Source organism: Lentzea waywayandensis (assembly GCF_900115955.1).
Lineage (GTDB): Bacteria > Actinomycetota > Actinomycetes > Mycobacteriales > Pseudonocardiaceae > Lentzea > Lentzea waywayandensis.
Genome location: NZ_FOYL01000013.1, coordinates 136,934 through 149,526 on the forward strand (window position 1 = coordinate 136,934; position 12,593 = coordinate 149,526).

At 69.3% G+C, this 12,593-nt stretch carries 13 protein-coding genes; 5 read left to right on the forward strand and 8 right to left on the reverse strand.

The window, feature by feature from the left end; all coding sequences use genetic code 11:
• Positions 1–3: 3 nt before the first annotated feature.
• A complete protein-coding gene (locus BM417_RS49995; RefSeq protein ID WP_093604161.1) occupies positions 4–1,260 on the reverse strand; it encodes a LuxR C-terminal-related transcriptional regulator in 1,257 nt (418 codons plus the stop codon).
• A 139-nt stretch (positions 1,261–1,399) separates the two neighbouring features.
• On the opposite strand from BM417_RS49995, the gene BM417_RS36970 reads away from it, so the two are divergent.
• Both BM417_RS36970 and BM417_RS36975 read left to right on the forward strand, forming a co-directional pair.
• On the forward strand, positions 1,400–2,305 hold the full coding sequence (locus BM417_RS36970; RefSeq protein ID WP_093604163.1) for an NADP-dependent oxidoreductase: 906 nt from the start codon (positions 1,400–1,402) through the stop codon (positions 2,303–2,305).
• Between the two features lie 15 nt (positions 2,306–2,320).
• Complete coding sequence (locus BM417_RS36975) at positions 2,321–3,169, forward strand: NAD-dependent epimerase/dehydratase family protein (RefSeq protein WP_093604165.1); 849 nt, start codon at positions 2,321–2,323, stop codon at positions 3,167–3,169.
• On the opposite strand, the gene BM417_RS36980 is transcribed toward BM417_RS36975, so the two are convergent.
• Positions 3,075–3,968: a polyprenyl synthetase family protein gene (locus BM417_RS36980; protein ID WP_093604167.1), complete on the reverse strand. Its 894-nt coding sequence runs from the start codon at positions 3,966–3,968 to the stop codon at positions 3,075–3,077. The genes BM417_RS36975 and BM417_RS36980 overlap by 95 nt on opposite strands.
• 178 nt (positions 3,969–4,146) lie before the next feature.
• Between BM417_RS36980 and BM417_RS36985 the strand changes: the two genes are divergently transcribed.
• Positions 4,147–5,112: an aldo/keto reductase gene (locus tag BM417_RS36985; protein WP_093604169.1), complete on the forward strand. Its 966-nt coding sequence runs from the start codon at positions 4,147–4,149 to the stop codon at positions 5,110–5,112.
• Positions 5,113–5,142: 30 nt separating this feature from the next.
• Positions 5,143–5,541: a TOBE domain-containing protein gene (locus BM417_RS36990; RefSeq protein ID WP_093604171.1), complete on the forward strand. Its 399-nt coding sequence runs from the start codon at positions 5,143–5,145 to the stop codon at positions 5,539–5,541.
• A 3-nt stretch (positions 5,542–5,544) separates the two neighbouring features.
• Here the strand turns inward: BM417_RS36990 and BM417_RS36995 are convergent, their stop codons facing one another.
• The 6 genes from BM417_RS36995 to BM417_RS37020 all read right to left on the reverse strand — a co-directional run bounded on the left by BM417_RS36995 (position 5,545) and on the right by BM417_RS37020 (position 11,200).
• Complete coding sequence (locus BM417_RS36995; protein ID WP_093604173.1) at positions 5,545–6,735, reverse strand: acyl-CoA dehydrogenase family protein; 1,191 nt, start codon at positions 6,733–6,735, stop codon at positions 5,545–5,547.
• Positions 6,735–7,571 carry a 3-hydroxyacyl-CoA dehydrogenase NAD-binding domain-containing protein gene (locus tag BM417_RS37000; protein ID WP_093604175.1) on the reverse strand — a complete coding sequence of 279 codons (837 nt, stop codon included), beginning with the start codon at positions 7,569–7,571 and terminating at the stop codon, positions 6,735–6,737. Before BM417_RS37000 ends, BM417_RS36995 begins: the two co-directional genes overlap by 1 nt.
• On the reverse strand, positions 7,568–8,287 hold the full coding sequence (locus BM417_RS37005; RefSeq protein WP_093604177.1) for an acetoacetate decarboxylase: 720 nt from the start codon (positions 8,285–8,287) through the stop codon (positions 7,568–7,570). Before BM417_RS37005 ends, BM417_RS37000 begins: the two co-directional genes overlap by 4 nt.
• Position 8,288: 1 nt before the next feature.
• Positions 8,289–9,032 carry a crotonase/enoyl-CoA hydratase family protein gene (locus tag BM417_RS37010; protein WP_093604179.1) on the reverse strand — a complete coding sequence of 248 codons (744 nt, stop codon included), beginning with the start codon at positions 9,030–9,032 and terminating at the stop codon, positions 8,289–8,291.
• Positions 9,029–10,177, reverse strand: coding sequence for a CaiB/BaiF CoA transferase family protein (locus BM417_RS37015; RefSeq protein ID WP_177320806.1), 1,149 nt, complete (start codon positions 10,175–10,177; stop codon positions 9,029–9,031). Before BM417_RS37015 ends, BM417_RS37010 begins: the two co-directional genes overlap by 4 nt.
• A gap of 114 nt (positions 10,178–10,291) precedes the next feature.
• Positions 10,292–11,200: a LysR family transcriptional regulator gene (locus tag BM417_RS37020; RefSeq protein WP_093604181.1), complete on the reverse strand. Its 909-nt coding sequence runs from the start codon at positions 11,198–11,200 to the stop codon at positions 10,292–10,294.
• A gap of 95 nt (positions 11,201–11,295) precedes the next feature.
• Here BM417_RS37020 and BM417_RS37025 point away from each other — a divergent pair, with 95 nt between their 5' ends.
• Positions 11,296–12,567 carry an FAD-binding oxidoreductase gene (locus BM417_RS37025; protein ID WP_218164683.1) on the forward strand — a complete coding sequence of 424 codons (1,272 nt, stop codon included), beginning with the start codon at positions 11,296–11,298 and terminating at the stop codon, positions 12,565–12,567.
• Positions 12,568–12,593: the final 26 nt, after the last annotated feature.

Genomic DNA, 12,593 nt, shown 5'->3' on the forward strand with positions numbered 1-12,593 from the left:
CGGCTAGCGAGCCGTCGCGCCCCATTCGTGGGCCAGCGCGGCCGCTTCACCACGCGAGCCGACGCCCAGCTTCTCCAGGATCTTCGCCACGTGGAACTTCACCGTGGACTCGCTGATGTGCAGGTCACCGGCGATGTCACGGTTGCGGCGGCCGCGGGCGAGCTGACCCAGCACCTCCAGCTCGCGCGCGCCCAGCACGGTCAGCGGGTCCTCGCGCGGGTTCTCCGGCGGGCCGAGCGGGACCTCGATCGTCACCGTCGTCCCCCACTCCGGCACCGCGTCGACCTCGACCTTGCCGCCGAGCGGCCCGAGGCGTTCGGCGACGCGGCGCGCGTCGAGGCTGCCGCAGGACAGGGTGCCCGGACCGTCGTCGCGCACGGTCGCGCGCAGGACCGTTCCGACGATCTTCCAGCCGATGTGGACGCGGTGCACGCCCCGCTGGTCGTCCAGCATCGCGTGCACGGAGGACCGGACGACCGCGCCGGCCGTGGAGGCGATGTCGGTCGGCAGCACTCGGTCCGCGCCCTCCTCAGCACCGGGTGTGCCCAGGTCCAGCCGCACGTCGCGGCCGCGCAGGACCCGGCGCAACGACTCGGCGAGCCGTTCCAAGGCGTCGCCCGCGCGTTCCTCGGTCTGGGCCCGGTCGAGGTCGGCGCGCGCACGCAACTCGATCAGCGAGGTGACCGCGAGGTCGACGGCGCGCGCACGGGCGGGCGCGTCGTCCACGTCGCGGTCGCGCAGCACACCGAGCAGCGCGGTCAGTGAGGCTCCGTAGGCGTCGCCGAGGTCGGAGATGGCCACGGCACGCGCTGCCGCGGCCGCCCGTGACACGGCGAGGGTCGCGGGCACGGCCTCGTTGCGCAGGGCCTCCATGTGGGCGGTGACGACGTCCCACAGCGCGTTGGCGGACGCCAGGTCCGTTTCGGGTACCGGGGTGTCTTCGGAACGCAGGAGCACCAGCAACGCGCTCGGCACGGAGAAGGCGCTCACCAGCACCACGACCGGGACCTCGGCGCCGGCCAGGACCGCCCGGCCCTGCCAGGCTCCGCTCTCCCCCACCAGCGACCTCAGCGCGGCGAGGTCGGCGATCGTGACGGACGGCCCCGGTGACTCGCCGCGGAACTTGAACGGCGCGAACGAGCAGTTGGACAACTCGGAGATCGCCCGGTGGGGAATGGCGTCGGCGAACGCCGCGGACAGCTGCGACAACGTCTCGCTCAACGGCGCCTGGATCACCTCGGCGGCCTTCGACAGGTCCATGACTTCCAGGATAGTCCGCCCGAACGGGTGACCGGCTGGCCTTTCGACTAGGTGGGACTAGCCGAAGTACTGGGGCAGGTAGTTCCCCACAGCGCTAGTGTTGACGTGTCAACCAAACGACGAAGTCCTGGAGTCAGACATGAAGGCGATCACCTACACCACGTTCGGCGGCCCGGAAGTGCTGAACCTGACCGACGTCGAGGAGCCGCACGCCGGACCGGGTCAGGTGCGGCTGAAGGTAGTCGCCGCGGCCGTCAACCCGCTCGACTTCAAGATCCGCAACGGCTGGATGCCCCCGGAGATGACGCCTCCCTTCCCCGTCACTCCCGGCCTGGAGGCCGCCGGCGTCGTGGACGAGATCGGCGAGGGCGTCACCGGTGTCTCCGTGGGCGACGAGGTGCTGGGCTGGACGACCGGCGCCTACGCCGAGTACGCCCTGGCCAGTGAGTTCGCCCCCAAGCCCGCCAACCTCGACTGGGACACCGCGGCCGCGTTGCCCGTGGCCGTCGAGACCTCGGTCCGCGTGCTCGACATCCTGAAGGTCGAGGCGGGCGACACCGTGCTCCTGCACGGCGCCGCCGGAGTCGTCGGCGCGGTCGCGGTCCAGCTCGCGGTGGCTCGCGGCGCCACGGTCATCGGCACCGCGTCCCCGCGCAACCACGACTACCTGCGTTCCCTCGGCGCCATCCCGGTCGCCTACGGGGACGGGCTCGGCGACCGCGTCCGCGCCGCCGCACCGAACGGCGTCGACGCCGTGTTCGACGCCGCCGGAGCGGGCGACCTGCCGGTGTCGATCGAGCTGCGCGGCGGCACCGACCGGATCGTCACCATCGCCGATCCCGCGGCCGCCGGGCTGGGCGTCACGTTCTCCGGTGGCGGTGGCCCGTTCGGCGCCCGGCTCGCCGAGTACGCCCGGCTCGCCGCCGACGGCAAGCTCGCCGTGCGGATCGCCCAGAGCCTGCCGCTGGCGGACGCGGGCAAGGCGCAGGAACTGAGCGCGACCGGTCACGCGGAGGGCAAGGTCGTGCTGCGGCCGTCATCGTGAGGCAATAATTGACTCATGACTCAACGTGTCGCGGTGACCGGAGGCAGCGGCAAGCTCGGGCGCGCCGTCGTGGCCGACCTGCTGGACCACGGCTGGGAGGTCCACAACCTCGACCAGGCCGCTCCCCCGGTTCCCCAAGGAGAGTTCACCCGCGTCGACCTGACCGACTACGGCCAGGTCGTCGAGGCGATCAGCGGGATCGACGACAGGTACGCCGGGCTGGACGCCGTGGTGCACCTGGCGGCGATTCCCGGTCCGGGCGTGGCACCCAACGCGCGCACGTTCCACAACAACGTGACGAGCACGTACAACGTGTTCGCCGCCGCACGGCTGGCGGGCGTGCGCAACGTCGTGTGGGCGTCCAGCGAGACGGTGCTCGGGCTGCCGTTCGACACTCCCCCGCCGTACATCCCGGTCGACGAGGAGTACCCGGGACGCCCGGAGACGTCGTACTCGCTGGGCAAGCTGGTGGACGAGACGCTCGCCCAGCAGTTCTGCCGCTGGGAGCCGTCGATGAAGATCATCGGCTTGCGGTTCTCGAACGTCATGGAGCCGCACGACTACGAACGCTTCCCGTTCGACGCCGACCCGTTCGCGCGCAAGTGGAACCTCTGGTCCTACATCGACGCACGCGACGGTGCGCAGGCCGTGCGCAAAGCATTGGCCCACGACGCCACGGGGTTCGACGTGTTCATCATCGCGAACGCCGACACGTGCATGACGACGCCGAACGAGGAGTTGGTCGCGCAGGTCTATCCCGGCGTGCCGATCAAGCGAGAGTTTGCTCCGCACGAGACTCTGCTGTCGATTGAGAAGGCACGACGGGTGCTGGGGTTCGAGCCGGTGCACACCTGGCGGTCGTGACCGCCCTGGCGAGCCCGGACAGCTCGTCCGCCGCCCGCGCCCTCGGCGAGCACTGCCTCAGGTGGTGCAGGGCGCGGGCGAGCAGCAGTTCGGCCTGCTGTTCGCACCACTTCCGCCCGCCGTCCACAGTGATGCCGGCGCACTTCGCCGCCACCACCGGGAGCGTGCGCCGGTCGGAGTCCGGGGCCAGCACGTCGTCCACGTGCCTGCGCGCCAGGCCGAAGTCGTCGCCGAACTCCCTGAGGTGGCCGGCCTGGCTCGCGCTCGCACCGGCGGCCAGCGCGCCGAGCTCGCAGGCCGCCGCGGTGAGCGAGCTGTTCTTGGCCGCCGCCACCCCCAGGTACTCGGCCATGTCCACGTCGTCGCGTTCGTCCATCTCGATCTCCTGGACATAACCGTCCACAACGGACATCAGCGCGACGTTGAGGATCATCACCCAGGGCTTGGTGAGCCGCGCGAAGGCCAGCGAGAGAAGGGCATCGGCCGCCGAGACGGTCCTGTCCGCACCGAACACCTCCCGCGCACCCGTGCGAGCCATGAGGTCCGCGTGCAGTTGTTCGTGCAGGTGCGCGAACTCCAGCGCGAGGGCGACCACGGCCACGTCGGCGTCACCGAACGCCTCGGCGGAAAGCAGCACGAGCGCGGCCGTCGAGAAGTCCTGTCGAGCGAGACCGAACTCGACCACCTCGCGCGTTTCGTCCGGAAGCTCCGCCAGCGCGGCCCGCAGCAACGGCTCGACCGTGGCGCGGCTGCGCTCCAGCACGTCCTGCGGCGGCGCGACCACGTCGATGCTCGTCATGCGCGTTCCTCTCAAACCCCGGGAAAACGACGCTAAACCCGCTGATCAGACAATCAGGCCCAATAACCACTGACGTGTTAAACAGAGGCACGATCCGGCGAGCCGGACTACGTTGATGTTGAACGGGTTGTCGTCACCATCACCCGACCGTGATCGTCGTTTTCCTGAGGGGCTGACCATGCGCTACACCAAGCTCGCCGGCATGGACGTGTCCGAGATCTGTCTCGGCATGATGAGCTACGGAGATCCGAAACGGGGCGGCCACCCGTGGTCGTTGCCCGAGGAGGAGTCCCGGCCGTTCATCAAGGCCGCGCTCGACGCCGGCATCAACTTCTTCGACACCGCGAACATGTACTCGGCCGGTTCCTCCGAGGAGATCACCGGCGGCGCGCTGCGCGACTTCGCCCGGCGCGAGGAGATCGTGCTCGCGACCAAGGTGCATCACCGGATGCACGAGGGCCCCAACGGTTTCGGGCTGTCGCGGAAGTCGATCCTCGCCGAGATCGACAACTCGTTGCGCAGGCTGGGCACTGATTACGTGGACCTGTACCAGATCCACCGCTTCGACGGCACCGTCCCTCTCGAGGAGACGCTGGAAGCACTGCACGACGTGGTGAAGTCCGGCAAGGCGCGGTACATCGGTGCGTCGTCCATGTACGCGTGGCAGTTCGCCAAGGCGTTGTTCACGCAACGGGAGAACGGCTGGACGCGGTTCGTGTCGATGCAGAACCACTACAACCTCCTCTACCGCGAGGAGGAGCGCGAGATGCTGCCGTTCTGCGCGGACCAGGGCATCGCCGTGATCCCGTGGAGCCCGCTGGCCCGCGGCCGGCTGGTGCGCGACTGGGACGCGACGACCGCGCGCACCGAGACCGACGAGTTCGGGTCCACTCTGTACCTGGAGTCGGACCGCGCGATCGTCGACCAGGTCGCCGCCATCGCCGCCGCCCGAGGGGTGTCGCGGGCGCAGGTCGCGCTGGCCTGGTTGCGGCGCAACCCCGTCGTCACGGCGCCGATCGTCGGCATCACCAAGCCCGCGCAGCTCGACGACGCGGTGGCGGCGCTGGACTTCGAGCTGACCGACGACGAGGTGAAGCAGCTGGAGTCGGGCTACCAGCCACACCGGATCGCCGGGCACTCCTGATTCCGCGAACGCGGATATACACTCCCGTCCGTGCCGAACTTGCGGATCAGCGAGGCCGCCGCGCTGCTCGGGGTCAGTGACGACACCCTGCGCCGGTGGATCGACCAGGGCCGCCTTGCGTCCGTTGTGCTCGACAACGGACGCAAGGGCGTGAGCGGGATCGAGCTCGCCGCGTTCGCCCAGAAGATGACCGACGTGGCCGAGACCGGTGCGACCGTGGCCGCCTCGGCGCGCAACCGCATGAAGGGCATCGTCACCCGTGTCGTCAAGGACGGGGTGATGGCCCAGGTCGACATGCAGGCCGGGCCCTTCCGCGTCACGTCTCTGATGAGCCGTGAGTCAGCGGACGAGCTCGGCCTGGAGGTCGGCAGCGTCGCGGTGGCCTCGATCAAGTCGACGCACGTCGTCGTCGAGATTCCCGAGGCCTGAACCTCAGACGAAGGCGCTCTGCCCGGTGATCGCCTTGCCGACGATGAGCGTGTTCATCTCGCGGGTGCCCTCGAACGAGTAGATCGCCTCGGCGTCGGCGAAGAAGCGGGCCACGTCGTAGCCGAGCACGATGCCGTTACCGCCGAAGATCTCCCGCGCCCAGGCGACGACCTCGCGCATGCGGGACGTGACGAACGCCTTCGCGAGCGACGAGTGCTCGTCCTGGAAGATGCCCGCGTCCTGGAGCTTCGCGAGCTGCACGAGCATGCCCCACGACGCGGTGATGTTGCCGAGCGACTGCACCAGCTTGTCCTGCACCATCTGGAAACGCGCGATCGGGCGGCCGAACTGCTCGCGCTCCTTCGAGTAGGCGAGAGCGAGCTCGTAGGCGCCGATCATGACGCCGAGCGCCTGCCAGGCGACGCCGCCGCGGGTGGCGCGCAGGATCTCCGCGACGTCGCGGAACGAGTCGATGCGCTGCAACCGGTTCTCCTCCGGCACGCGGACGTCGGTCAGGGTGATCTCGGCGTTCTCCACGATCCGGAACGCGATCTTGCCCTCGATCTTCTCGGCGACGAAGCCGGGCGTGCCCTTCTCCACGACGAATCCCTTGACCTGGTTGTCGTCGAGGTCGCGGGCCCACACGATCACGTAGTCGGCGAAGGTGGCGTTGCCGATCCACTTCTTGGCGCCGTTGAGGATCCAGGCGTCGCCGTCGCGCTTCGCGGTGGTGCGCATGCCGCCCGCCACGTCGGAGCCGCCGAGCGGTTCGGTCATCGCGAACGCGCCGATCTTGTCCATCGCGGCCATGGCGGGCAGCCAGCGGTCGCGCTGCTCCTGCGAACCGCCCGCGTAGATCGAGTACATCGCGAGTCCGTTGTGGACACCGAAGAACGTGGCGACCGACGCGTCCGTGCGGGTCATCTCCATCGCCAGCATGCCGGTGAGCAGGTTGCTGACGGCGGCGGGGTGCTCGCCGTAACCCTCGTACGACAACGCGGTGAGGCCGGCGCCGCGGAACTTGCCGATCAGCTCGTGCGGGAACTCGCCCTTGGCCCAGTACTCGTTGACCAGCGGCTTGATCTCGGTGGTCATGAACTCGCGGGCGCTCAGCAGGATCTTGCGCTCCTCGTCGCTCAGCAGCGCCTCGTAGTTGTAGAAGTCGGCGGTCAGCTGGTCTTCCAGGCGGTTCATCAGTTCTCCTCCAATGCCGTGAGCACGGCGAGCTGCCTGCGGTCGCGCGTCTCGGCGAGCGCCGAGTACGTGGAGGAGCCGTAAGCGTCTTCGACGGCCTTGATCAGCCGTTCGGGATCTTGTGACGGGGCACCGAGTTCCAAGCCCTGCATGGACTTGCCGATGTGCGTGGCGAGGTGCCGGTAGCCGCCGGGGCCACCACCGAGGTGGGCACCGAGGAACGGCCCGACGGTCGCCCAGCGGAGGCCGAGCGAGTTCGTGACGACGGCATCCAGGTCTGCCGGCGTGACGACGCCCTGTTCGACCAGGTAGGCGGCTTCGCGGGAGAGCGCGGCCTGCAGGCGGTTGCCGACGAAACCGGGGATCTCCTTGCGCTCGACGACCGGCGTGCGGCCGAGCGAGCGGTAGAAGCCGACTGCTTTCGCGACGGACTCCTCGCTCGTCTGCTCCCCTGGGACGACCTCGACCAGCGGGATCACGTGCGGCGGGTTGAACGGGTGTCCGATCAGGACGCGCGAGCCGTCGATGCCCTCGGTGAACGCGCTGGAGGGGATCGCGGACGACGAGCTGAGCAGCAGTGCGTGCTGCGGGGCTTCCTTGACGAGTTCGGCGAACAGGGTCTTCTTGAACTCGAGGCTCTCCGGCCCGTTCTCCTGCACGAAGTCCGCGTCCCGCACGGCTTCCGCGACGGTCGAGGCGATCTGCACGCCGTCCGGGACGACGTCCGCGAGATCTGGACGAGGGTCGGTGATCTGCACGGTCAGGCCGTGCTCGACGAACAGGCGGGCCCACGACAGGCCGATCACGCCTGCTCCAACGACAGCGACGGTGCTCATGACGCCTCCAGGTAGTTGTGAACCGGCTTGGCGGGAGCGAGCGTCAGGTCGGTGATGACGTGGCTGGCGGACACGACCTCCAGCACCGGGAGGTCGGCGAGGGGCGCGAGGACGTGCTGGAACAGCTGCAGGCGCGCCGGACCGGTGTACGCGGCCTTGACCACGACGTCGGTGATCTCCGTGCGCACGAGCTCCTGCACTCGCAACGAACCGTCATAGTCAGGGATGGTCTTCAACATGAACGTTGGAACCGTGATCTCCGCCTCAGCCTGACGACGGTCCAGTTCGAACTGCTTGTAGCCCATGGTCGCGGTCGCCACCCGCAGGGTTCCGTAGTCGAGGGTGCCGACGAGCGCGCCGTTGTCGGCGTACAGGTTCGGCGATCCCATGACCTTCGGGTAGGCGCCGACCTCGCGGCCGGACGCGGTGGCGGCGAAGCTGTCGAGGTACATCGCGTGCAGGTACTCGCCCCGCTCGCCGTCGAAGACGACCTGGATCGCCTGGCCTGCCTCGGTGTACGGGCCGTAGCCGGTGACGTCGTTCATCTTCATGATCTCGAACCGGACGAGCGGCTCGTCGATCTCCAGCGGCTGCGGCACTACGGCCCGCAACGCCTCGGGGTCGGTCCGGTAGACGATGTTCAGGTACTCGCGGTCGAAGAACCGAGGCTGCACGGCGGGGAAGGCCGGTGCGCTCAACGGTGTGACTCCCAGCATGTCAGCGTCCTGTCCACTGTGGAGTGCGGCGCTCGGTGAACGCGGTCATGCCCTCGCGGACGTCGGCCGTGGTCATCAGCTTCGCGCTCTCGGTGCGTTGCGCGGCCCAGGGATCCTGGGAGCGCACGACCTTCTTGACCGCGGCGAGCGCGAGCGGGGCGTTCAGGGCGATCTGCTCCGCCAGCTGCAACGCGATCGCGGCGGCCTCGCCGTTCGGCACGACCCTGTTGGCGATGCCCAGCGTGCCGGCCCGGACGCCGTCGATCGGCTCGCCGGTCAGCAGGATCTCCATGGCCAGGTGGTGCGGGATCCGTTGCGGCAGGCGGACGACTCCCCCAGCGGCGGCGATCAGGCCCCGCTTCACCTCGGGCAGCCCGAACCTCGCGTCCTGCGCCGCGACGATCAGGTCGCAGCCCAGTGCCAGCTCGAACCCTCCTCCCAGCGCGAACCCCTCGACCGCGGCGATCAGCGGCTTGGTGAGCTCGGCCTCGGTGAGACCCCCGAGGCCGCGATCGCCGACCACCGGCGACTCGCCCTTCAGCGCGGCCTTGAGGTCCATGCCGGCGCTGAACGAGCCACCCGCTCCGGTGAGCACGCCCACGCGCAGTTCCGGCGTGGCCTCCAGCTCGTCCAGCGCGGCGGCGAGCCCGGTGGCGACGGCCGCGTTCACGGCGTTGCGGGCCTCCGGCCGGTCGATCGTGATCAGCAGTGCCGACCCGACGCGTTCGGTGCGAATCTCGTTCATGCCAGCTCCTTCAACACTTCTGCGGTGTCCTGGCCGGGCAACGGAGCCAGGCGGCGGACGGTGGCGGGGGTGGCGGAGAACCGGACGGGGATGCCGATCGACCGGATCTCTCCCTCGCTCGGGTGCCGCACGACGTCGAGGAGGTGACCGTCGCGGACGTACGGGTCCTCGTGGGCCTTGTCGAGCTCCAGCACCGGCCCGAACGGGATGCTGTGCTTCGCGCACACCTCGGCCCAGTCCTCAGTGGACAGCGCGGGCGCGCACTCGTCGACCAGGCCCATCAGGTCGTCGCTGTCGCCGGGATCGATCCGCTCGCCGGCGACGCGCGGGTCGTCGACCAGGTCGGGACGCCCTGCCGCAGCGAAGAAGTCGCGGAAGTTCTGCGGGTTGTACGGGACGACGCAGGCGAGGCCGTCCTTGGTGTGCACCGCGTGGTGGCCCTTGGCCATCGACAGGTTGAAGCCCGTCGGGCCCTCCTCCGGCACGAACGCGTGGCCAGCGAGGTGCTCGACCAGGTTGAACGCGATCATCGTGTCCGCCATGGGGATCTCGACCCGCTGGCCCTCGCCGGTGTTGTTCCGGTGCACCAGCGCGGCGAGCACGCTGTAGGCGATGGTCAGCGACGACACCTTGTCGCCGATGATCGTCGGCAGGTAGACGGGCCGCCCGATCGCGCGGTTCGCGATGTCGACCAGGCCGGACGCGCCCTGGATCGTCTCGTCGTAGGCGGCGACACCGGCGCGGTCGGAGTCGCCGCGGAAGCCCTGCGCGTGGGCGTAGACGAGGCCGGGGTTGCGCCCGGCGACGTCGGCGTAGTTCAGCCCGAGCCTGCTCAGCGCGCCGGGGCGCATGTTGGTGATCAGCACGTCGGCCGTGTCGATCAGCTTGAGGGTGGTCTCGCGGTCGTTCTCGTCCTTGAGGTTGAGAGCGACACTGCGCTTGTTCCGGTTGACGTTGAGGCTCAACGGGGTCATGCCCGGCGTGGTGCGGTAGCGGCCGTTGCGGACGGTGTCCACAGGCGACTCGATCTTGATCACGTCGGCGCCGAGGTCTCCGAGGATCTGGGCCGCGTACGGGCCCATGACCACGGTCGAGAGGTCGATCACCCGCACGCCGTCCAGCGGACCGGCGGTGATGTCCTTCATCGTTCGTCCTTTCGCACCTGTTCGTTCTTGCACCACCGAAGTTAGTGACGAACCGCGAGAAAGGGAACGATCATGTCGCGAACAATGGTATGACCACAGCGGTCACACCATTGTTCATTTGATTATCGGCTCCGCGAACACTTCTCGGGCCGCTTGGACGAGTTCCTCGATGTCGCCACCTTCTGCTCGGTCGCGCCGCCACAGCAGTCCGGTGTCGAGCTGCGCGCGGAAGTCCTCGAACGGCAGGACCACCATGTTCTCCAGGCGATATCCGCGCATCGAGCTGTCCTCGTCGAGCATCGAGACGGAGAACCCGAGCCCGCCCGACACGATCTCCGAGGTGCCCTGGTAGCCGGTGTTGCTCAGCTGGATGCGCTTTTTGATGCCCAGCTCGTGCAATTGCCGGTCGAGCTGCTCGAAATACGCTGGCATGATTTCCTCCGGCGACTTCGCGTACGCCAGATCGGTGAGATCGGCCAGTTTGACCGATTCACGGCCTTCGAACCGGTCGGCGGGCACCACGGCGCCGAGGCGTTCCGACATCACGTGCAGGGTGTCGAGAGAGGCCTCCTGCACGGGCAACCGCGCCAGCGTGAGCGCGAGCCTGCCGTCCTTCACCGCCGCGACGAGGTCCGTGGTCGTCCCCGGCCACCGCTTGACCTCGAACCGGCCGCCGACCCGGTCGGCGAGGAGGGTCAGCCGTTCCCGCAGCGCCGGGTGGAGTCCGGCGGGCACGCCGACGAAGACCGTCGACCTGGCAGGCTCGGTGGCCTGGTCGAGCCGCCATCTGATGGACCCGACGCGGTCGAGCACGTCCCGCGCGATCGGCAGCAGGGCGGCGCCGGCGTCCGTCAGCGCCACGTGATGGGTGCTGCGGTCGAACAGCTGCCGCCCCAGCTCGTGTTCGAGGTCCTTGACGCGCTGGCTCAGCGGCGACGCGGCCATGTGCAGCTTCCGCGCGGCCGCCGAGAAGTTCAGTTCCTCGGCGACCGCCACGAAGTACCTGAGGTGCAGCAGTTCCACCTGATCCAGACTAGGCCGTTCGGGTCAGGCCCTCACCGTGACGCGCGGCGCCCGGCTACCGGCTTCCGCCGCCGCTTCGTCCTATCGTGCGCCGCGTGTCCATCGAGCAACCCGCCGCCTTCCGCCCGCGAACGATCACCGAGGTCCTCCGTCCGGCGACGGCCGACGAGGTCGTGGAGATCGTCCGTTCCGGCAGGCGGCCGCTGCACCCGATCAGCACGGGCTACAACTGGGGCCTGGGTTCGGGTCTGCCGGTCAGCGACGGTGCCACGGTCCTGGATCTGTCAGGCCTGGACCGAGTTCGCGCACTCGACCTCGAACGCGGCTACGCCGTGGTGGAGCCGGGCGTGACCCAGGGCGCGCTCGCGGAGTTGTTGCGCGGCACGCCGAGGATCTTCAACCTCACCACGTCCTCGTTGCGCACCAGCATCATCGGCAACTCACTGGAGCGCGGCGTCGGTGTGCACCGGGCCCGCGCCGAGGACCTGGTCGGGCTCGAGGTGGTGCTCGCCGACGGACGGCGCGAGCACGTCGGCTGGTGGCCGGGCACCTCGGCCGTCCCGCGGCCGCACGGTCTCGGGCCGACGCTCACGCACCTGTTCACGCAGTCGTCGTTCGCGGTCGTCACGGCCGCTGTCGTCGGGCTGCTGCCGAGGCCGGAAGAGGTGCGGGTACTGCCCTTCACGTTCGCCGGGGACGACCTCGCCGACGCGGTCGACGTGCTGCGGTCGTGGACGGAGCAGCGGCTGATCCCGCCGACGACCAAGGTCTACAACCCGGTCGCGGCGCAGCTGGACGGCTACCTCGCACACGTCTGCCTCAGCGGTGCGGGCGAGGTGGTCGAGGCACTCAGTTCGGTACTTCTCGGCGCGGCAAGGCATTCACCGCTCGTCGCCGCCCCGCCGGCGGACGAGGTGGTCCGCGCGACGTACGCGGGTGATCCTGATCCGGCCGACACGTGGTTCCAGCGCAGGACCATGGGCTGTCCGGCCGAGCGGATCGACGCCGAGCTCGGGTTGCTGATGTTCCTGCCGATCGTGCCGTTCTCCGGCGAGGCCGTGACCCTCACCGAGAAACTGATCCGCGACTGCTGCCCGTCGACGCCCGCTGTCACGGTGAACGTGCTCGACAGCGATGCCGTCGACCACGTCATCGCGCTCGGCTTCCCGGCAGGCGATCCTTCGGCCGTCATCGAGGCACGGGAGACGCTCGATCGGTTGCACCAGGCGTTTGCGGCACAGGGATTTCTGGCCTATCGGCGGGATGTCGACCGGCCAGGGGCGGCGACGGCGTTGCAGGCCAGGATCGGGCAGGCGCTCGATCCGGACGGGGTGTTCGCGCCGGGGAGGTACGCGGCCGGCGGGTGAGGTGGGCAACGGCGCCGGCCGGCCAG